The organism is Catenulispora rubra, from assembly GCF_015356825.1.
GTDB lineage: Bacteria > Actinomycetota > Actinomycetes > Streptomycetales > Catenulisporaceae > Catenulispora > Catenulispora rubra.
Map to the genome: position 1 here is coordinate 1 of NZ_JAACYW010000227.1, position 19206 is coordinate 19206.

A 19206-nucleotide genomic window follows, 5' to 3' on the forward strand; every position below is an offset into this window, starting at 1 on the left:
GTGTATAAGAGCCAGGGGTGGGTGGGTCAGCTCCTCCTGGCGGGATGGGCCGGGCGTACTGGTTGAACGTCTCGGGCAGGAACTGCATCGGCCCGACGGCACCGGCGGCGCTGACTTGGTTCTTGGCTCGACCGAAGTCGGACTCTGCTTTGCCAATGCCGGCCAGCACCGACCAGGGCAGTCCGGGACAAGTAGCCGCGGCCTGCATATCCAGCACCAGGTACTGCGAGGGGATGTCGGCCGCGGCTGTCTGGGTGGGCGGGGAGCCCGACCCGAAGCCGAATATCGACGCAACACCGGCGGCTGCTCCGGCCATCAGGATGATGACCAGCAGCAGCGCCGCGCCGGCTGCCGCGCCCGCCTTAGCCATGCCGCAGCCCGGCCGCCGCAGTGCGGGAATGGCCAGGCGGCAGCGGTGACGGCGGGGCGAACAGGCGGCCGGTCCGGGCGCCGGTGGCGTCGGCTTCGGTGTGTCCGGCGCCGGTGCAGTATGCCGAGAGCTCGATCAGGTGCAGCCGCCTGTTGGTGCGGCGTGCTGCCAGTTCCCACACCGGGCCGGCGAGGGTGGTGCGCTCGCAGACGGCGGGTGTGGCGGTGGCGACCGGTACGGCCGGCGGGTCCAGGGCGAGCGCGCGGTGCAGGTTGCGCTCGCGGTTCGGGGACTGCAGCCAGAACAACACCGGGGTCTGGACGCCGGTGACCTGTGCCAAGCGGGCGTAGCCGTCGAGTTTGCCGATGACCTTCTGCAGGCTTTCGCTGCCGGTGTCGTATTCCAGGAAGAACTCCACGCTGCGTACACCGCCGCGAGGGTCGGGGGCCTGCCAGCAGCCGAAGGCGTCGGGGCGGGTCAGGTCCCCGTAGAGGTGGTAGCACGTCAGCTCCGACCACCAGGCAACGAGCCCGCCATCGGAGGCGGCACCGATATCGGAGCGGGAGGCAGCGGCCAGGTGGGAGTAGACCTCGCCGACGCCGACGGTGTGGTTCAGCCGCGGGGAGTGGGCGATGCCCAGGGCGCGGGAGCGGTGGTAGCCCAGCTGCTTGATGGTGATGTCGGCTTCGGCGGCGAGCACCTGGGCGCCGTGGGCGCCCAGCACGTAGTGCTCCGGGGCACTCCCGGTCGTGCGCAGCGGCCGGAAGCGGTCGATGACGCGCAGGCTGTTGGTCAGGATTGCCAGTCGCTTGTTGGCCAGGCGGGAGTGGCCGAAGGCGATGCGGGCGATCTGCGGGCCGGTCAGCGTCTGGTTCTCCCGCAGGGCGTGCAACAGCCAGCGGTCGCGCGGTGTGAGCCGGGCGGACAGTTCGGCCAGCGGGGCGCGGCGCACGGTCGGGCCGGCCTCGCGGACGTGGATCGCCGGCAGGTAGTCCGGATGTGCTGGCGGTCCGGGGTTGGGTGGGGTCACAGTTCTCCTCTGCGTTCGCTGGAGCGTGGTCGGAGGCGCTCGTGGGCGCGCTATATCAGCGGGCTGTAGGCGGAGTTTCGTTGTCCTGGCCGGCCGCGTTCAGGGTGTCTGAGCTCTGATGTGCCGGGCCCGGGTCTTGTCGCGCGGCGCCGGCGGTTCGTCCCGGTCGCCGGTTCAGTCCAGCGGTCCCGGGTCGGCGGGTCTCCCCAGGGGCGTGGCCGAACATCTCACGAGCTGACCGGCGGACCTGGTTGTCACGGCCCGCGATGGCGGCCGGCAGCGGTTTCGTGCGCAGCGTGAACGCCGGACGCTGCTGGGAGCCGGTGACCAGTCGGGCCGCAGCTTGGAAGGCGCCGAGATGGGACAGGTCGTGGGCGAGCAGGATCGGGGTCGTGTGCCGTTCCAGCAGCCGGGAGTCCTCTGGCGAGGCGTTGAAGAACAGCTTGGTGCGGGCGTTGGCCGAGATGCCCTCGCGCAGATCGTTGGGCAGCTGCGCCAGGTTCTGGTGGGCCAGGGTCAGGGAGAGTTTGTAGCCGCGGGCCTCGGCGAGCATGTCCTCCATCGGATACGGCAGGTTCAGAAAGTTCTGGAACTCGTCCAGGTAGAGGGCGCAGTCGCGGCGCTGATGCTGCGGCAGCTTGGCCCGCCGGGACGCGGCCTGCCACACCTTCGCCACGACGAAGGAGCCGAGGAGTTTCGCGGTCTCCTCGCCGATGACTCCCTTGGGCAGCCGAACAAGCAGCACTCCCCCGTCCAGGACCTTCTCCATGTCGAAGGAGCTGGGACCGTCGGCGATGGAATCGCGGACGAACGAGCGGAGCAGGAACGCACGCAGCTTGTTCATGAGCGGGCCGACGTGGTTGGCGCGCTGGGCCTCCGACAAGCCCTCGTACTGGTTCCAGAATCCGCGCAGCACCGGGTCCTTCAACCCGGCGGTCATTCGCCGCCGGTAGGCGTCCTCGCCGAGTAGTCGCGGGATGTCGGCCAGGGACACCCCGCCGGTCGCGGCCTCCGGGCTGTGCAGCAGAGTCAGGCACGCGCTGCGCAGGTTGTCGTCGGTGCGCGGCCCCCAGAACGAGGAGAAGATGCGGCCGAACAGGCCGCACAGGTTGTCGACGATCATGTCGACCTCGTCCGGGCGTTCCAGTTGCAGGACGTTCAGACTGGGCGGAGCGGAAGCATCGTCGGGATCGAAGACAACGGTCCGTCCGAGGGCTGATTCCGGCAGACGGACCAGGATGTCGGTGATCAAGTCACCCTTCGGGTCGATCACCACGACGCCCCTGCGGGCAGCGACGTCGTCAAGGATCATGTGGGTCATCAGGGTGGATTTCCCGGAGCCGGTCGCGCCGAGGATGTGGACGTGCTGTCGGGCATCGGCCACTGCGAGTCCGACCGGGCGGGGGTTGGCGGACTCCGAAATACCCAGCGGCTTGACCGGCGCGACGCCCTCCCCCGCTTCGGGTCCGGTGGGGGTGAGGATGCCTGGGGGCGGCGTGGCTGCGCGGGCGCCAGCACGCTCGACACCCGGGGCGGCGGCGTCGGTGGGAAGGTGCGCGATCGCGGCGAGCTCGCCGACGCCGAGCAGGCTGCCGCGCCCGCTGAAACGCCGGGAATTCACCACGCCCACCGGGTTCGCCAGCTTCTTCCGGGCGAACCAGTTGGATCCGGCGAACATGCTGAACGCACTGGCGATCGCATGCGCCCGGCCGCGAAGCCGCGGACTCCTGTCCGTCTCCCCGGCGCCGGTGGATGCGGCGACGTACAGGACGCGCACGTCCCACAGCCCGCCGGCGATCTTCGCCGAGGCGGCGCGAAGTTCAGCGGCCTTCGTCGGGTCGGCCGGCACGCCCGGGGTCCTGGCCGGAGCGCGCCTACCCGCGCCGGCGCCGGGGGTGAACTCGTCCAGGATCCTGGAGACGGGGTTGGCCGCCCGGCCGGTGCGCAGCGCGGTCAGCTGGCGGCGAGCCCGGCGGGTGCGGCGCCCGGTGACGGGGCGGGCCAGGATCTGCACGGCGGTGTGCTCCTGCCCGGACAACCCCGCGCAGGCGCCGAGCAACGGACGCAGGGGGTCGGCGTCGTGGCCGGTGGCGATCGGGAGCAGCTCGGTACGGGCCAGGCGCAGCCGGCCGCCGGTCGCGCTCGCATCCGGAGGCAGCAGCAGCGACGCGGCAGCGGGCTGGGTGTCGGTGGCAGCGCCGGGCCAGGCCGAGGCGATGGCGCGCTCGATCATCCCCGGCGGGACCACGCCGGGGACCCAGATGCTGATGCGTAGCCCCGCGCGGGTCCAGCCGTACTCGAAGGCCAGATGTGGCTGTCCGGACAGCAGGCGTCGACGAGCCGGGCGCAGCAGTCCGAGCAAGTGCGACCACAGCGCCGCGGCGCCGTCGGATTCGACGCGAGGTGGAGCCATCACCGTGATCAGCCGCGCGTCGGCAGTGAACCGCTCATGCACCGCACGGCGGTGCCGGGACCGCAGATACAAAGCCAGGGCGACGGCGGTGAGGATCGGCGGCCCCCAAAGCAGGCCGTAGGAAAGCCCGGCGTGGGCAGCGATGCGGCCCAGCAGGGCAAACTCCGCGCCAGGATGCGCAATCAGCCGCCCGACAAGCCCGGAGGAAGGCTGCGGCCCGGGCGGCGGGACACTGCTGGGTGTGGCGGTGGTCAAAGGAGCATCCCGTCGGGGTCATCAATGTCGGCCGTCGTGAACACGGGCTCTGACATGCCGTCGTGCGGTTCGGATTCAGAGTCGAAGTAGCCGTCTGGCTCCACGTCGACCAGGTCATTTGGGTTGGTGGTGGCCACGGCGTACTCGGTGTCGGAGGCGACCGCGGTGAAAGCCACACGGGCCTCGCCGGCGGCCAACAGTCCGGTACCGACCGGGGCGGTAGCCAGGAAGTCACGCTCGCCAGCGGACAGGTGGAAGGCATCGGCGACCGCGTCCAGGGCCTGGGGCGCCTGCCGGAACAGGATCTGGGTGGAGGCGTTCGCCACCACCGCCCGGCCCAGGTCTGTGGACAGCACGTCAGCGATGTCCTGCGTCGTGATCGCCAGTCCTGCCCAGCGCTTGCGTGCGGCCTTGGCCATACGCAGCAGGAACTTCGCCCCTTCGGGCTCTTTCATCAGCAGCCATGCCTCGTCGACGACGACTAGGCGCCGGCGATGCTCACGGGAGGTCACCTGTCGCCAGACGGTGTCCAGCACCAGCAACGTTCCGACGCTTTTGAGCTCCTCAGGCAGCTGGCGCAAGCAGAAGACCTGCAGATGCCCACTTGGTGCGGTGGTCGTCGGCCCGTCGAACAGCCCGGCCCAGGACCCGGTCGTGAACGGCTCCAGCTTTGCAGCGAGAGCGACCCCCGTCGGATCGGTTCCGGCCCGCAGGGCGTCAGCCAGGTCCGACAGGATCGGCGCCTGACGCTTCCAGGTACGCGGATCGGCCGTGATGCCCACAGCGGCGTAGGCCGCCAGCACTGCCCTATCCAGCGCGCTGCGCTCGGAAGGACTGAGCTGTTCGCCGACAAGGACGCTGATGAAGGTATGCAGGAACAGCGCCCGCCTGATGAGCGCATTGGTGGTGCCGGCCACCTTCTCCGCGTCCTCGGGCAGATCGAACGGGTTGAGCCGCACGCCGTCCGCGCCCAGGTCGAGGAAGGCACCGCCGACCAGGACAGCCAGGCGCTCGTACTCGTTCTCCGGGTCGACCACCAGGACCTGCACGTCCCGGTAGAGGCAGCGCAGAATCTCGAGCTTGGTGAAGAACGACTTCCCGGCCCCGGAGCGAGCCAGCACGACGCTGTTGTAGTTGTCCTGGGCCCACCGGTCGTAGATGACCAGCCCGGAGCTGGCCGCGTTGACGCCGTACAAAATCCCCTCAGGCGCGGCAGTGTCCGTGGGATCGGCCGGCGACAGGTCTGGGGACGTGAACGGAAAGCTCGCGGCCAGGGAGGCGGTGTCGAAGGTGCGGGACAGCTTGATGGCGTCGACACCCAACGGCAGGCAGCTGGTCCACCCGGCCAAGGCCCGGAACGAGGTCGGCTGCATCTGCAACAGCAGTCCGGAGGCGAGCGCTTTGACTGCGGAGGTCTGCTCGGCGAGAGCCCTTTCGGTGCCGGCGTAGACGGTGAGGTAGAGCCCCACGCGGAACAGCCGGCCTTCGCCGCGGGCGAGGCGGTAGGCGAGTTCGGTAGCGTCCTCGGCGGCGGCTTCGGCGTAGGGGTCGGCGAGGCGGCCCTTCTCGAAGTCGGCGCGACGGCCGGACTCGAAGCGGGCCCGTTGGCGGCGCAGTCGATCGGCAGCGACTGCGGTCTCGATCGGCTCGATGTGCAGGGACACGTCAAGGCGTCCGGGATAGGTAAGTAGCGGCTCCAGCCAGCCGGGACCGACCTCGGAGGGGAAGCCGGTGACGGCGAAGCTGGCGGCGAACATCTCACCGATGCGCAGATGGCGAGGAGCGACCTGCACCGACTCCGGCGCCGGCATCGCGTCCAGAGCGCGGACCGGTGCGGGAGCGAGGTGCTTGCCGCGTGTCCTAAACATCATCGGTCGGTGTCTCCTTCCAAAGGCTCGGCCTCCTGGCCGGCGCCGGTGGCATCGACGAGCAGGTGGCGCAGGCGGGCAAGGTCGAAGGTCCGCACAGGGATCTGCGCGCCGGACAGAGCGCGGGCCGCCTCATCGACGCGGCGGTGCAGGCGCTGCGGCGCCGAGGCGTCGGGGTCGGCGCCGGTGTTCTGCCGGGCGCGTCCGCTGCGCGGCTCGCGCGCCGTGAGCAGCACCTGACGGTGCAGAACGTCGCGGCGGCCGGCCAGGGCCTGAAGGAAGTCGGCATGCTCGGCGGCGGCTTGTTCAAGGGCTGGGTGTGGCAGTCCGCCGGCGGCATCGCGCAGCTGAGCCACCGCCCCGGACAGGTCCAGGCGGTGGGTGCGCACCAGCAGTTGGACGGGGGCGTTCAAGCCGTTGAGCCAGCGGCCGAACGCGGCCACCAGCGCATCCTGCTCGCCGGGGGTACGCAGCGCGAAGTTGACCGTTCCGCACGCGGCCAGGACCGCGTGACCCTCGCTGCCCAGATCGACAACAGCGTGCTCGTCGATACCGCGTGCCGGCATCGGCACCGGGGACGGCTGGGGCCCGGCCTTGGCACGCAACTGCTTGGGCAGGAACGACGGCAGCGGCGGCGCGGCCTGTCCCCCACCGGGCACCAGATGCTTCGGAGCACGGCCGTGTCGCAACGCCGCCAACACGAATCGGTCTGCGGACAGGCCGTCCCTCTTCCCGAGGGCCAGTCCGATGGCGACGGCGGCGATCGGGACGGCCGGGATGATCAGGTACAGCGACGGCACCTGCGGCAGCGCCGTGTGAGCGGCCATGAACACCGCCCACACCACCACCCCGGTGCCGGCCAGGATCACGACCTGGCGGGCGGTGAGCCTGGCCACGATGACATCGGGGCGGTCGACGTCGGCCGGGATCCTGGTGGCGTAGCGGGACTCGGTCTCCTCACGCATCCCAGCCTCCGAGCCGCCGCTGCCGGGCCGCGGAGCGGCGGGCCCGCAGGCGGATCTCGGCGGCGGGCTTCAAGGGGGTCGCGGCAGGGGCGATGAGCAGTTCGTAGATCAGTCTCCGCAGGCTCGGGCGCAACCTGCGGTGTCGTCCCCGGTAGGCGCCGTGTGCAGTGGAGGCGGGTCGGTGATTCGTCATCGTGCGGGTCCTTCGGGGGTGGCTGGCTTGCGAACTGTGGCTGCGGCGCCGGCGATGCGGGTGGGCGGTGTTTTCGCCGGTGCTGCCTTGCGCGCAGCGGTTCGAGGCGGGCTGTTGAGAGGAGAGCTCGGCGGCGTCGCGGTGCGAGCGGTGGGTGCCGAGTCGGCCGGTCTGGGGGTGCTGGGGCGGGTCGCCGTTGGCCCGGCAGCCGCGGTTGCCTTGCGGGCGGCAACGGACGCGGGGACTGCCGCAGCGGCAGCGCTCGGAGCGGTCGCCGACGTATTGGTCGGGGCAGCCGCAGCCGTGATCTGGCCACGCCGGTCGAATAGCGCGGGCTGCCGGATGCCTGTGCGTGGCGGGGGCGGCGGGGTGAACTCGGTGATGGTGGATGGCGATCCGGGGCGTGGAGTGCGCGGGACCGGCGGGAAGAGCCCAGGCTGAACTACGCGCGGTTTGGGTTTGCTAGCGGTCTCGGCCTGCCGTTTGGCCAGCCGGGCCTGAACTCCTGGCGGTAGTTCAGCCGCCGCACCCGGCGCGGGTCCTATGGCCGGGGCCGCGCGAGTGGCAAGGACCTCCCCAGCGATCACCCGGGGACGGCCTGGGCCAGGTCGACCGACACGGGTGACGGTGATACGAGGCCCTGCTGTGCCGGGCCCTGGACCTCCGCCCGGCGGCCGGGATCCGGGACGCAGAGCGCGGGGTCCGCCGCCGCCCGCTCCGCCGGGCGGTGTTGCGCCGGGAGTGCGTCCCGTGGAGGGGCGGGTGGCTTCGGCACGGCGCCGCCCGCGCAGGCCTGTCGCACCCATCAGCTTGTAAGTCGCGATGCCCTTGGCCATGGCAAGCAACCGGGAAGGTCCGAAGACGCTTCGTCCGACCCAGAACGGGATCTTGAGGAGGATGTAGAAGAGCATGATGAACACGAGCAAGTCGGTGAGTCCGCTTCCAGTCGGGAACCCCAGCGCGGTCTGGCCGGCCGGGTCCAGGAACACCCTCAATGCGGCGACGAGGGTCAGGGATTGACCAACCTGGACCGCCAGGGTCCCGATCACCGCCCGCCACCACAGCCGGGCCAGCGGGTCGGTCTGAGGCAGGGCGTGACAGGCCAACGCCGCCGGTGCAGCGGCAGCAAGAAGAACCATGAGCGCGACCCGCACCAGGTAGGTGATCAGCAGTGCCACGGCCAAGACCGCGGCGACCAGGCCAAGGATCGCCAGGAAGATCCCACCGGAGCCGAGGATCTTTCCCGTGATCATGTGGGCCAGCGCCGTGCCGGCGGCCTTCGGGTCCAGGCCCTCGCCCATGATTCCGGCGGCCAGAGCGTCGGAGAGGTGGATGATCAGACCGAGGACGGCGAGGGAGGCGTTGCCGACGAGGAATCCGGCAATGAGCCTCGGGGCGATGTCCTTCGCCGCGTACCGGGTCTGCAGCGTCTCGTGGGTCATCACGATGACGCCGCCGGCTAGGACGAACAGGACGTAGAAAGAGTTGGCCAGCACGGCCATCGTGGTCCAGATCTGCCCGACGCGCGGCATCACCGTCACGTCCGGGGTGCTCAGCACCGTGGAGCCGAGCAGACTCAGCACAGGATTGAGCGCGTCGGATACCAGCGAGGCGAACCAGTCGTTGATCGCCTTCTCGATCTGGCCGGGGATGTCCCAGAAGCTCGGGTCGCTGTTGCCGCCGGTGCTCGTTCCACCGGTCGCGCCGGGCGCCGGCGCGGTGTCCGACGGCACCGGCGCCCCAGGGCCCAGGCTGATCCCCGGGCTTGTAGCCGTGGGGCCCGGTGGCGGCGCCGGATCGTCGGGCGCCGGGCTGGCTGCGATGGGCAAGGAAGGTCGCGGTGCCTCGTCGGCCGAGGCTGCCGGAACCATCAAGATCAGCAGTGCGGCGACCGCGGCGATCAGAGCGGCCACGGTGCGGGCGACGGGCCGGGCCGAAGCCCGGACCCGCGCGCCGACGCCTGCGGCGTACGAGTGCTCGGGCTTCGGCTCGCCTTTCATCTCAGCCGCCGACCAGGCTCTTCAGTAGAGCGACGACAACCGGCGCCAAGACGGCCAGGCAGTAGCCGATCCCGGCGGATTTGAAGCAGGTCTTGGCCTTCTCCACCTCCGCCGGGTCACCGGCGGCGAGCACGTAGCGGACGCCGCCAACAGTGAGCATCAGCGTCGCCAGCCCCGCGAGGAGCCCCATCAGCCACCCAGTGACGTTGCCGATGACCGTCGGGACGTCGTCGGCTGCGACTAGGACCTGTCCGGAACCTGATGTTGCCGCGGCGAACACCGGACTCATGCTGACGGCGGCTAGAGCTACAGCGCCGGTAGCGATCGCCGCTATCCGCAGGCGCCTACGGCGCGCGGCACGCGACTTCGAAGTGGATTGCTGTCGGAGTGGTTTCGGGCGTACGGGATCGAGCGCGTGGTGCATGAAGGTGGGTCCTTTGATGCTGTGCGAGATCGGGTGAGGCGCGGCGACAGGCCCGGGTCCGGGCCGGGTTCGGCGGGGTGCGGACTAGGCCGAGGCGTGCCGCGAGAAGGTGGTGCGCAATGTGCCGGGGAGCAGGAATCTGTGGACCGCCGCGCGCACGACACTCGCTCCTTCCGGGAGGGTGTCGATATGCCAAACGGTGGATGGGTCAGCACCACGCAGTGGGTGCGGCGTCCGTGATTTCTGCCCGCCGAAGTTCCGTAGAAGTCCGGCGGAATCACTAGTCCAAAAACGGGGGCGCTGGTTCCACCGACGGCGGGACTTTCTGCTGACGACCACTCAGATGGCGCCCGTCTGCAACGCCGACACCAGACGCGCTTCAGCCGCTTCGCGGTAGCGCCACAGGGTCGCCCGGGCGATTCCGAACTCGGCGGTCACAGCGTCGAAGCTCTGCCCCTCCAGGCGAGTGCGGCCGATGTAGTCGGCTTCCTCGCCGGTGATGACGCCGGCGCGTACCGCGCGGGCCAGGATGATGTCCGGGTGCCCGGTCGGATACATCGACGACTGGGACTCGGCAACGCTGTCCAACGCCGGAATCTGGCCGACCTCGCGGTAGCGCTCCCTGCGGGCCAGATTGAACGCCTTCCACACCAGCACGCCGATGACACTGCCGATCGCGGGATCGCTCAGATCCACTGTGCGCAAAGCGATCAGGAACCCTTCGAGGACTTCCGCGGCGATGTCGGCGGGATCGCCAGGGAAGCAGCGCGACAGCGTGCGCGCCTTGCTGCGCAGTGCCGGATACGCCAGGGCGCAGGCAACGACGACCCAGCTCGAGTCCTCGCCCCGGCTCTCCCGCACCAGCTGCGCCCAGATCGCGTTTCGTGTGGCCGTCTCGGTGTTCGAGTCATCCAGTAGGCCAGTTATCTCGCTCAGATCCATGCGTTTCCCGGCCACTTGGCTGCCAGCGTCCGCAGGAATGGTCAGGGACAAAGGCAGAGGACCTTGACACAGGAGGTCGAAGGTATTCTTTACGACCTTCAAGGGATTCGACGTGCTGGCCACGATGGGCTCCCGTCTTCACAGAGTGCGGTTTGACGGGTTCATCGAACGATGACGGATACGCAAAAAGTGCGCACACAATACGCACTACTGCACGTTGGCCGAGCTCTCCCTATCAGGATTAGGTATGCGCATTCCGTGCGCATAGTTCCATCAAGCCGCAGCTGGCGTAGCTACTTCGTGCGCAAAGCGTGCGCACTTGAGCTCTGACCTGTGGTTTACGCACGAGAGACCTCAACTTCGGCCGCGTGCTCCCGGTCACATTTCGATTCCTGGTGGAACCACACGGCCCCGTTTTGGACTAGGAGGTTTGGTCAGCACGAAACGCGGTGCCGCACGACACGGATAAACGTCATGGAGCAGCACCAGAGCCCCACACCACCGAATAGCGGAGGTGAGGATCGCCCGACACCTTCTCATCCAGTCAGAAATGCCCGCCGGCCTCGCATCCGTGGATGCGGAGTCCCCCCAAACATCTGGTTCGCCCCGCACCCGGAGAATCGGCCCGTCGCTTCGATTCGCGACGCCGACAACGTCGTCGACAAGTACGACTGGGCTGTCGCCGAAACCATCCGCCAGTTCACCGAGACCAACCAGAACTTCACCATCACCACGTTGGCCAACCCCGGCTGCCGCGTGGAGCGTTCCGGCGGCAACTATCACCACACCGACGCGCTGGACCTCCTGGACGAGGACCGGTACCGGCAGTGGATCTTCGAGCCGGACGCCCTGGCGATCGTAGTCCCCGCCGACCAGGACCACGCTGCCCAGCAGTCTTCGACGCGCCGCGGGAGGCAGGCCGCAGAGCACTTCCTGGCGCAGCTTCCCGCAGTACTGAGCGGCGCCTCCGAGCGGCTCGCCACGGGTGGAATTCTCGCCGTCAGGCTCCCCCGCCCGACACCGGGCGTCGGCTTCATCGACGACACCGGATCGGTCATCACGGCCGCCCGCGAGCAAAGCTTCGCCTACATCCAGCACATCGCTCTGGTCGACTCCTTCATCGACGACGAGGGCATCGCCCCTGACCTTCCCGCAAGCGATCTCGACGCGTTTCTCAACGCCCGCATCCAAGGCGTGCCGGTGCACGCCCGGTCTCACTCGGACTTGCTCATCTTCCGCAGCATCGGAGAGGACCACATCGGTGTCTGACCACGCTTCACTTCGCCATGACGGCAGCCGGGCACCGGTCCGAGACATGGCCGCGATACCGACCTCGGTATGGGTCACAGCACAACGGAACTCACGCACCCAGCGCGCTGGTCGCTACGTCCGCGAATCGGTGGCGCACCCGGCCAAGATGTTGCCGGACATCGCCGCCTACGCCATCGGCGCCTACACCGAGCCAGGCGACCTCGTGGTCGATCCGATGTGCGGAATCGGCACCACCCTGGTCGAAGCGATGCACCTCGGCCGACGCGCCTTGGGCGTTGAATACGAGGCTCGCTGGGCGAAGTTCGCCAGGGCGAACATCGCCCTGGCCAATTCCCAAGGCGCCACCGGAGACAGTGCCCGCGTCATCCGCGCCGACGCGCGCCGGCTGGCGAAGGTCGTGCCGCCGGAGCTTCTGGGAACGGCGGCCTTGGTGATCACCTCCCCGCCTTACGGGGCGGCGGTTCACGGACAGATCAGGGCCACCGCGGAGACCGGCGAGCGCGGGGTGCAGAAGTTCGACTACCGCTACTCCACCGACCGCTCCAACCTCGCCCACGCCAGCCGGGAGAAGCTCGTCGCCGGCTTCGCCGAGATCCTGTCCGGCTGCCGCCAGATCCTCCGCCCCGGAGGCGTGGTCGCGGTCACTGCACGGCCGTGGCGCGAGCACGGAGAGCTCGTCGACCTGCCCAGCGAAGTCATCGCCGCGGGGACTTCGGCCGGGCTGGAACCGATCGAGCGGTGCCTGGCCCTGATCGCCGGAGTGCGTGACGGGCAGTTAGTCACCCGGCCCAGCTTCTTCCAGCTCGCGAACATCCGTCAGGCTCGGGCCGCCGGCGTCCCGATGCACCTGATCGTCGCGGAGGACGTGCTGGTTTTTCGCGCGCCGCTCGACGGTGATTCGGCCGCCCAGAACGGATCTGGAAGAACCCCGGCCACTGCCGACTCGCCGCTTCCGCCCAACGCGTTCAGCCCGTGAAATCACCCGAGCAGTTCGGGTGCGCGGGCCGTCCGCCGCTGTGCCCGCGCTGCCACGCCGAGCTCACCACCGACCCAGCAGGACCGTGGTGTCGCACCTGCCGCGTTGCCTCCGCCGGCTCTCGACGCTACCCGCACTGTCCGATGCTGCCGGTCGCCACCGGCAACACACCACGCGCCAAGGGGCTGCGGCTGTGCCGCGCCCACGCCCGCCGTCTCGTCGACGTCGGCGGAGCGGACTCCGTCATCCGCGACACCGCCTGACCGAGCTGGCTCGCGCCTTCCCTCGCCATCAACATGGAGACAAACTTGATCCGCCGTACGACCCTGGCCAAGGCCTCCGTAGCCCTCGCTGCCGCCACTGCCCTGACTGCTTCACTATCCGCCTGTGGCAGCGGCCATCGCGCCACCCCGCGAAGCGTCACCGCCACTGCGAACCGGCCCGGAGCGGCCTCCAGTTCGGCGCCCGCTCCCGGGGCGCTGACCGGTCTGCTTCTGCGCTCCGCACTTCCCACGCTGACGGACGTGGCCGCCGGGATCACCGTCTCTGGCGTCTACGACACCGGCACCGACTTCACCGCCCCGCACGATCTCCCGAAGCCCTCACTGCCGGACGCGGACTGCACTGCGGCGCCCTCTATCGACGCCGATGCCCTCACCGCCGACTACCGTGCCGCCTACGCGAGCGAGGAACTCGACAACGCCGGAAACTCTCTGCACCTGGTCGTCGCCGCCACCAACCCCGGCGACGCCGCCAAGCAGCTCACCGAGATCCGCGACTTCGCCCAGCGGTGCGCCAACTTCGCCGCCCCGGATCCGACCGGGCAGTCGGTCGGCGGCACCGTCACGATCGACAGCCTCACCAAGCTCGGCGACGAAGCGCTCCGCATCCGCGTCACGGCCACTGGCCCCGACGCCGCCAGCTATGCCCAGCCCGAGGTGATCCTCGTGCGCGTCGGCGACGAGATCGTCGCGGTCTCCGACGCGGACCACGACCATGACGGAGCCGCCGCCCTGTCGGCCGCGGACCTCCTTCTTCAGCGCCTCCAAGGGCAGCCCGCATAACGCAGCCCGGCCCGGCAGAAGCACATCGCGTCCACCGGCCGGGCCGGCCTTCCCTCATCTCTCTGCCGTCTGTTGAAGGAGCCCTCTCTTGCCCCAACCCGCCCGTATCCGTCCGGCCATCGTTCGGGCCTGTGCCGCCGCTGTCGGCCTGTGCCTCATCTGGGGCGTGCTGTCCGGCATCACCGAATACCACTTCGCGTATGCCTGCCTGCTGGTTGCTCTGGTGCTGGCCCGATGCCTGACCAAGGCCCCGGCACCGCGCTCGGCATGGCTGCCGGCGCTCGCCGCGCTCTTGGCCTTCGCGGTCGGATTCCTCGGCGATTTCGTGGCTGTCGCCATCGCGTTGTGGCTGCACTACGACATCTCGGCCGCGGTCATCCTCGGCCACGTCGGTGAGCTCTTCGCCAACGTCGCGCGCGGCCACTCGGCGATGGACTGGGTGATCTTCTCACTCGCCGCTGTCGCCGCCGCCGGCCTGACTGCACGCCAGCAGTTGTCCGAGGGCAACCGCGCGCCAAAAGCGAGGCCCTCGACGACCGAGGGCGGGGTACATGCCGCTGAGGCCGCTCACCACTGAGGTGCCACAGCTGGAACCCAGCGCGCCGTCGAGCCCGCGGCTGCAGGTCCGTCCGGTGAGCTTCGCTGAGGCGTGCGCCTTCATCGACACCCACCACCGCCACCACCAAAGGCCCCGCGGCCACAAATGCTCCATCGGCCTGACCGATCCCACCGGCGCTCTGGTCGCCGTCGCGATCGTCGGCAGGCCGGTAGCCAGGCACCTCGACGACGGTCTCACTTTGGAAGTCACCAGGCTGGCCACCCTAGGCGTGCCGAACAGCTGCTCCCGGCTCTACTCGGCAGCGTGGAAAGCCGGCCGCGCCATCGGTTACCACCGAATGATCACCTACACCCAGGACGGCGAACACGGTGCGAGCCTTCGCGCGTCCGGCTGGCACAAAGTCCGCGACCTGCGAGCGCGCCCCGGCTGGAGCTCCGCTACTCGGCCACGCCCGGACCGCGGCACCGACAACATCGCCCGCACCCTGTGGCAAACAGACAGCACAACAGCCCAGCCCTGAAGCCGTGACACACCCTGCACACCTCGGCTGAGAGGACACCTATGGCCTTCGACACCAACGCCTACATCCACGCCCTGGTAGCCACCCACGGTCTGGTCGCCAAACCCGGCGATACCGACGGCTCAGAACTCACGCACCGCGCGGTGCACGCCGAACTCGCCGACATCAAGCAGCGCGCCCAGAACCTCCACGACTGGTCCGCCGCCGTCATCGCCTGTCGCGAAACCCGCACCGGACCGGCACGCCGCGCGGCTCACCGGCCGAGCGACCGCCGTGCCCAAGCCCACCGCTGCTGAAGCTGACGAACTGGAGACCTCATGGATCACGACATCGACGAATACGCAGACCAGCTGCTGATGATCCACGGCGCCGAACCCGACGCGTACCCGGTGGCCGACGAAATCATCGAGCTGGCAGGTCATGCCCGTCGCCTCGGCATCCCCAACCACTTCCTCGACCTGTTCATCTGGACGCAGAACGTCCACCGCGCGGTCGGCTGCGGCGATGCAGACGCCGAAGACGTCTGCGGATGCTTCCGAGCCGCCGCCGCAACCTGACCACTCGCTCAACTCTCGGAGGACGCCTATGACACCAACCCTCACCAACGCCAAAACCCCGGCCATCAACGCGCTCAGCTTCGGCGCCGGCGTGCAAAGCTCCGCCCTCCTATTGATGTCCGCTCACGGCCTCCTCCCTCGCATCGACTACGCCGCCTTCGCCGATACCGGCTGGGAACGTCCCGAGACCTACGCGGCCCTCGACCGGCTAGAGAACGAGGTGGCAAAGCCCGCCGGAATCGAGATCGTCCGTCTGCGCGCTGGAGACATCCGCCGAGATGCCCTCGACCCCAACAGCCGCTTCAGCACGATGCCGCTGTTCATCCGCAACCGCGACGGATCCAAGGGCATGCTCCGGCGCCAGTGCACCTCCACCTACAAGATCAAGATCCTGCTTGCCGAGGCCCGCCGACGCCTCGGAGCGGAGGTCTTCGACGACGGCCGCGTCGGCCGCGTCAAACGCGGCCAGAGCCTGTCGATGTGGGTCGGAATCAGCTCAGACGAATTCCACCGCGCCAAGGACTCCGGCGTGAAGTACGCCGTCAACACCTTCCCGCTGCTGGAACTCGGTCTCACTCGCGCCGATACGCAGGCGTACCTCGACCAGCACGGGTTCGCTGCGGTGTCGAAGAGCGCGTGTATCGGGTGCCCCTACACGAGCAACGCCGGGTGGAGAAGGCTGCGGGACGACCAGCCCGAGCAGTGGAACGAGGCCGTCGAGTTCGACCACGCCATCCGCGCCGGCAACGCACGCGCCAACGCCAACGGCAGGCCGCTGCTCGGCCAAGCCTTCCTGCATCCCTCACTACTGCCGCTGGACGAGGCGCCGATCGACGCCCCGCCACAGCGTCGACACCTGCGTATCGTCGGCCAGAACGAGAGCGTGGACTGGGAGAACGGCGATCCCGACGGATGCTCGCCCTGGGCCTGCCGGTCTGGCCAGCCCGAGCAGCCTCCGGGCTTCTCGGAAGTGGCTGCGTGAGCCCGGCGCGCGCAGCCAGCGCACCAAATCTCGGCAGTCTGTGCACCGGATATGGCGGATTGGATCTCGCGGCCACGAAGCTGTTCGGCGCGCGGCCCGCCTGGTTCGCCGACAACGACCCCGACGCCGTCCGAGTCCTCAAGCACCACCACCGGCGGGTGCCGAACCTCGGCGACATCACCGCCCTGGACTTCGCCGACCGGACAGCCGTCTCGGGCGTCGACATCCTCACGGCCGGATGGCCGTGCCAAGACATATCCATCGCCGGGCGCGGTGAGGGAATCAAGAAGGGAAACCGCTCTGGCCTCTGGCACACCGTCGCAACTGCCGTTCGCGATCTACGACCCGATCTCGTGCTCCTGGAAAACGTTGCTCAGCTCCGAGGACGCGGGCTCCAACAGGTCCAGTCCGACCTGGCCACAAGCGGGTACGACACGGAATGGCTCTGCCTTCGAGCATCCGAAGTGGGCGCCCCCCATCGACGAGCCCGCTGCTTCATCCTCGCCTGGCAGCCCGGCGAAGCCGCGACCCGGCTCCTTGAAACTGCTGCCCACACCCCAGGCCCGCGACGGCGACGGCCGGGGAGCATCCGACCCTGCTGCACGCCGGGCCGGAGGACACTCCGTGGGGCTGGACGACGCCGTGTCAGTGCTCAGTCCGAATGGCTCCCCAGCGGCACCGTTCCCCACACCGCGGGCCTCAGATGGGACGAAGGGCTCACCGAATCAAAAAGGCAGCAAGGGCGACCTGATGCTCACCTCGGCGATCGCGAGGTTGGCCCGGCATCCAGCCGTGCCCACCAAGCACCTGCCCGAGGCCGCCTGACCGAACACTCCACCTACCCCTGGGGCATCTACGGGGAGGCGGTGCAGCGCTGGGAGCACATCCTGAGCCGGCCGGCACCCGAGCCCACCGAGCCCGGCCGCAACGGACGCCCCCGGCTACGTCCGGAGTTCACGACCTGGGTCATGGGACTCCCCACCGACGACTACCTCACCGGCGTCCCCGACGTCTCGAGGATCGCCGCGCTGCGGCTCGCCGGCAACGGCGTCGTCCCCCACCACGCCGAGACCGCGTTCCGCGAACTGGCCCGTCGAGCCGCCATCGCACAGCACCCGTAGAGCCCGCAGCACATCATCCTCGGCGAAAGAGGTCGACGCCGGTCACGAAACCCACACTGAGCACCCGCCCACCGGACCCACACGCCACGCGGCCACCGGCCAGGCGACCGCCACGCCGGAGCCCACCACCGCTAAGGCGGGCGAACTGGAGACCTCATGAATCACGACATCGACGAATACGCAGACCAACTGCTCGCGATCCACGGCGCTGAACCAGACGACTAACCGCCAGCTGACGAGATCGTCGAGCAGAAGGAGGTGGCAAGCTGCCTCGCCGGAGTTCCGGCCGCTGCGAGGATCGCCGCCCCTGGGCGGCAACGGAGTAGTCCCACAACACGCCGCGACCGCGCCGCGCGAACTGGCCAGGCGAACAGTCACTGCTACAGCAAGTCCGTCTAGCCGCACGACGCCGCACTCTCAGGCACGCCACAACCTAGCCCGCGTACGAAAACCGGGCCTGTCCACCTCGAGCAAAGCGAGGTGGACAGGCCCATCGGTTCTCTCAGCCGTTCCGCACCGCACGCAGCCGACGTGTGCCCGCGTCATAGCCGCACGACAGATCACGGCATGGGCCGCCCGGTACACACTGCGGCCAACCCTCATCGACCGCGACCCGCCGGGAACCCAGACACCGGCGTCTTCACTCCGCGCCAGTGCGTACAGGGCCGCTGCTGCGGTACAAGCTGCCGCCCTCGCCTACCTGTTCTGGAGATGCGTTTGCAGTCACTTCCCCTCGCGCTGGACCGGCTGCACACTCCACTGTGCGTCACCGCTCCCGAACCCAGACGCGACCCCTCCGGCAAGATTCTCGCCGACCACGAAGGCAATCCCCTATGGACCACCGCCATAGCAGTGCGCCGTTTCGGCCAGCGCAAACCAACCGTGATCGATATCTCGACTGCCACGGAGCCGCTCGGCGTTACGGTCGGCGCACCACTACGCATCGTTGAACTGGACGCCATACCGTGGGCTCTGAACGGCCGCGTTGGTATCTCCTTCAAAGCCGCCCAGATCTTGCCCCACGACGAGCTGGACTGGTAGCGGGCGGCACAGCTCGAAGCGAGATCCCTGCACGGCGGATCTTCGGGCGCTGCGAGTCCGTTTGGAACCAGCCATGCGCCGTTGGTCTCTCGAGTTCAAGCAAGTGGTCAGATCAAGGCATCGACGGCGAGAAGCCGAAGATGGCCGTGTGCCGTGCCACCTTCACCACGGCCGGCATGGTCCCCCTCGCTCGTGCTCACCGCCGCGCTGCTGCTCGGCTGGATCACATCGTGTTCGGTCTCCTCGGCACGGTGCCCGTCTCCACTGCCAGGGGCCCGCTGGTGTTTTCCGCTCGTTGGCGTCGTGGCCGGGGCGTAGGGAACCGGGGTGTTCTTCACTCTGTGCGCCGTGGCGTGCGGGGCGGCCGGCGCGATCGGTTCCCGGCCCACGCCGTCTGCGCACGCACCGGGATGACCCCCGGACTCCAGCTCGTCCACGAGCGCGACCGCGTAGCCCGCAGCGCTGATGCTGCTCGCGTCCGCCAGGATCTGATCGCCGGCACAGACGAGCGGCATGTCAGGTCACGACGACAGTCCGATAGTCTGGCCCCGCACCAAGAATCGTGCTGGAATCCACACCGGAATCCAGCCGGCTCGCCTTGCGCCCCAGCTCCCGGGCGGCGATGCAGGTCTCGCGGTCCAGGCGGTACTTCAC

20 protein-coding genes are annotated in these 19206 nt (G+C 69.2%); 10 read left to right on the forward strand and 10 right to left on the reverse strand.

What is annotated here, in order from left to right:
- The 9 genes from GWK61_RS39930 to GWK61_RS39970 all read right to left on the reverse strand — a co-directional run.
- Positions 1 to 370 (reverse strand): transglycosylase SLT domain-containing protein (locus GWK61_RS39930; RefSeq protein WP_228563715.1); only part of this gene is annotated, 370 nt, incomplete at its 3' end.
- Positions 363 to 1400: a replication-relaxation family protein gene (locus tag GWK61_RS39935; RefSeq protein WP_194916922.1), complete on the reverse strand. Its 1038-nt coding sequence runs from the start codon at positions 1398 to 1400 to the stop codon at positions 363 to 365. The genes GWK61_RS39935 and GWK61_RS39930, both read right to left, overlap by 8 nt.
- A 55-nt stretch (positions 1401 to 1455) precedes the next feature.
- Entirely contained in the window at positions 1456 to 4068 is a 2613-nt protein-coding gene (locus GWK61_RS39940; RefSeq protein ID WP_194916923.1) for a type IV secretory system conjugative DNA transfer family protein, read from the reverse strand.
- On the reverse strand, positions 4065 to 5939 hold the full coding sequence (locus GWK61_RS39945) for a VirB4 family type IV secretion system protein (protein WP_228563716.1): 1875 nt from the start codon (positions 5937 to 5939) through the stop codon (positions 4065 to 4067). The genes GWK61_RS39940 and GWK61_RS39945 overlap by 4 nt, the downstream gene beginning before the upstream one ends.
- Entirely contained in the window at positions 5936 to 6901 is a 966-nt protein-coding gene (locus tag GWK61_RS39950) for a PrgI family protein (protein WP_194916924.1), read from the reverse strand. Before GWK61_RS39950 ends, GWK61_RS39945 begins: the two co-directional genes overlap by 4 nt.
- A complete protein-coding gene (locus tag GWK61_RS39955) occupies positions 6894 to 7094 on the reverse strand; it encodes a hypothetical protein (RefSeq protein ID WP_194916925.1) in 201 nt (66 codons plus the stop codon). Before GWK61_RS39955 ends, GWK61_RS39950 begins: the two co-directional genes overlap by 8 nt.
- Complete coding sequence (locus GWK61_RS39960) at positions 7091 to 9094, reverse strand: TrbL/VirB6 family protein (protein WP_194916926.1); 2004 nt, start codon at positions 9092 to 9094, stop codon at positions 7091 to 7093. The genes GWK61_RS39955 and GWK61_RS39960 overlap by 4 nt, the downstream gene beginning before the upstream one ends.
- Before the next feature lies 1 nt (position 9095).
- Complete coding sequence (locus GWK61_RS39965) at positions 9096 to 9374, reverse strand: pilin (RefSeq protein ID WP_323747967.1); 279 nt, start codon at positions 9372 to 9374, stop codon at positions 9096 to 9098.
- 483 nt (positions 9375 to 9857) lie between these two features.
- Positions 9858 to 10583, reverse strand: a complete 726-nt coding sequence (locus GWK61_RS39970; protein ID WP_194916928.1) for a helix-turn-helix domain-containing protein — start codon at positions 10581 to 10583, stop codon at positions 9858 to 9860.
- Between the two features lie 351 nt (positions 10584 to 10934).
- Here GWK61_RS39970 and GWK61_RS39975 point away from each other — a divergent pair, with 351 nt between their 5' ends.
- The 10 genes from GWK61_RS39975 (at position 10935) to GWK61_RS40020 (ending at position 18552) form a co-directional block, all read left to right on the forward strand.
- Complete coding sequence (locus GWK61_RS39975) at positions 10935 to 11729, forward strand: hypothetical protein (protein ID WP_194916929.1); 795 nt, start codon at positions 10935 to 10937, stop codon at positions 11727 to 11729.
- Positions 11730 to 11775: 46 nt separating this feature from the next.
- On the forward strand, positions 11776 to 12708 hold the full coding sequence (locus GWK61_RS39980) for a TRM11 family SAM-dependent methyltransferase (protein ID WP_194916930.1): 933 nt from the start codon (positions 11776 to 11778) through the stop codon (positions 12706 to 12708).
- Between the two features lie 308 nt (positions 12709 to 13016).
- On the forward strand, positions 13017 to 13772 hold the full coding sequence (locus tag GWK61_RS39985; protein WP_194916931.1) for a hypothetical protein: 756 nt from the start codon (positions 13017 to 13019) through the stop codon (positions 13770 to 13772).
- 88 nt (positions 13773 to 13860) lie between these two features.
- Positions 13861 to 14349, forward strand: coding sequence for a hypothetical protein (locus GWK61_RS39990; RefSeq protein ID WP_194916932.1), 489 nt, complete (start codon positions 13861 to 13863; stop codon positions 14347 to 14349).
- 55 nt (positions 14350 to 14404) lie between these two features.
- Positions 14405 to 14851, forward strand: coding sequence for an XF1762 family protein (locus tag GWK61_RS39995; RefSeq protein ID WP_228563717.1), 447 nt, complete (start codon positions 14405 to 14407; stop codon positions 14849 to 14851).
- 41 nt (positions 14852 to 14892) lie between these two features.
- Positions 14893 to 15147 (forward strand): hypothetical protein, encoded by a 255-nt coding sequence (locus GWK61_RS40000; protein WP_194916933.1) that lies wholly within the window; start codon positions 14893 to 14895, stop codon positions 15145 to 15147.
- Between the two features lie 21 nt (positions 15148 to 15168).
- On the forward strand, positions 15169 to 15408 hold the full coding sequence (locus tag GWK61_RS40005) for a hypothetical protein (RefSeq protein ID WP_194916934.1): 240 nt from the start codon (positions 15169 to 15171) through the stop codon (positions 15406 to 15408).
- A gap of 28 nt (positions 15409 to 15436) precedes the next feature.
- On the forward strand, positions 15437 to 16390 hold the full coding sequence (locus GWK61_RS40010) for an adenine nucleotide alpha hydrolase family protein (RefSeq protein WP_194916935.1): 954 nt from the start codon (positions 15437 to 15439) through the stop codon (positions 16388 to 16390).
- On the forward strand, positions 16321 to 17511 hold the full coding sequence (locus GWK61_RS40015; RefSeq protein WP_194916936.1) for a DNA cytosine methyltransferase: 1191 nt from the start codon (positions 16321 to 16323) through the stop codon (positions 17509 to 17511). The genes GWK61_RS40010 and GWK61_RS40015 overlap by 70 nt, the downstream gene beginning before the upstream one ends.
- Before the next feature lie 717 nt (positions 17512 to 18228).
- Complete coding sequence (locus GWK61_RS40020) at positions 18229 to 18552, forward strand: hypothetical protein (RefSeq protein ID WP_194916937.1); 324 nt, start codon at positions 18229 to 18231, stop codon at positions 18550 to 18552.
- Between the two features lie 107 nt (positions 18553 to 18659).
- Here the strand turns inward: GWK61_RS40020 and GWK61_RS57445 are convergent, their stop codons facing one another.
- A complete protein-coding gene (locus tag GWK61_RS57445; RefSeq protein WP_228563718.1) occupies positions 18660 to 19067 on the reverse strand; it encodes a hypothetical protein in 408 nt (135 codons plus the stop codon).
- Between the last annotated feature and the right edge of the window lie 139 nt (positions 19068 to 19206).

Bases quoted from the DNA above. Each gene is read 5' to 3' on its own strand.
- GWK61_RS39945 (WP_228563716.1), bottom strand. From the start codon at position 5,939: ATGATGTTTAGGACACGCGGCAAGCACCTCGCTCCCGCACCGGTCCGC.
- GWK61_RS39950 (WP_194916924.1), bottom strand. From the start codon at position 6,901: ATGCGTGAGGAGACCGAGTCCCGCTACGCCACCAGGATCCCGGCCGAC.
- GWK61_RS39955 (WP_194916925.1), bottom strand. From the start codon at position 7,094: ATGACGAATCACCGACCCGCCTCCACTGCACACGGCGCCTACCGGGGA.
- GWK61_RS39960 (WP_194916926.1), bottom strand. From the start codon at position 9,094: ATGAAAGGCGAGCCGAAGCCCGAGCACTCGTACGCCGCAGGCGTCGGC.
- GWK61_RS39975 (WP_194916929.1), top strand. From the start codon at position 10,935: ATGGAGCAGCACCAGAGCCCCACACCACCGAATAGCGGAGGTGAGGAT.
- GWK61_RS39980 (WP_194916930.1), top strand. From the start codon at position 11,776: ATGGCCGCGATACCGACCTCGGTATGGGTCACAGCACAACGGAACTCA.
- GWK61_RS40000 (WP_194916933.1), top strand. From the start codon at position 14,893: ATGGCCTTCGACACCAACGCCTACATCCACGCCCTGGTAGCCACCCAC.
- GWK61_RS40005 (WP_194916934.1), top strand. From the start codon at position 15,169: ATGGATCACGACATCGACGAATACGCAGACCAGCTGCTGATGATCCAC.
- GWK61_RS40010 (WP_194916935.1), top strand. From the start codon at position 15,437: ATGACACCAACCCTCACCAACGCCAAAACCCCGGCCATCAACGCGCTC.
- GWK61_RS40015 (WP_194916936.1), top strand. From the start codon at position 16,321: ATGCTCGCCCTGGGCCTGCCGGTCTGGCCAGCCCGAGCAGCCTCCGGG.
- GWK61_RS57445 (WP_228563718.1), bottom strand. From the start codon at position 19,067: ATGCCGCTCGTCTGTGCCGGCGATCAGATCCTGGCGGACGCGAGCAGC.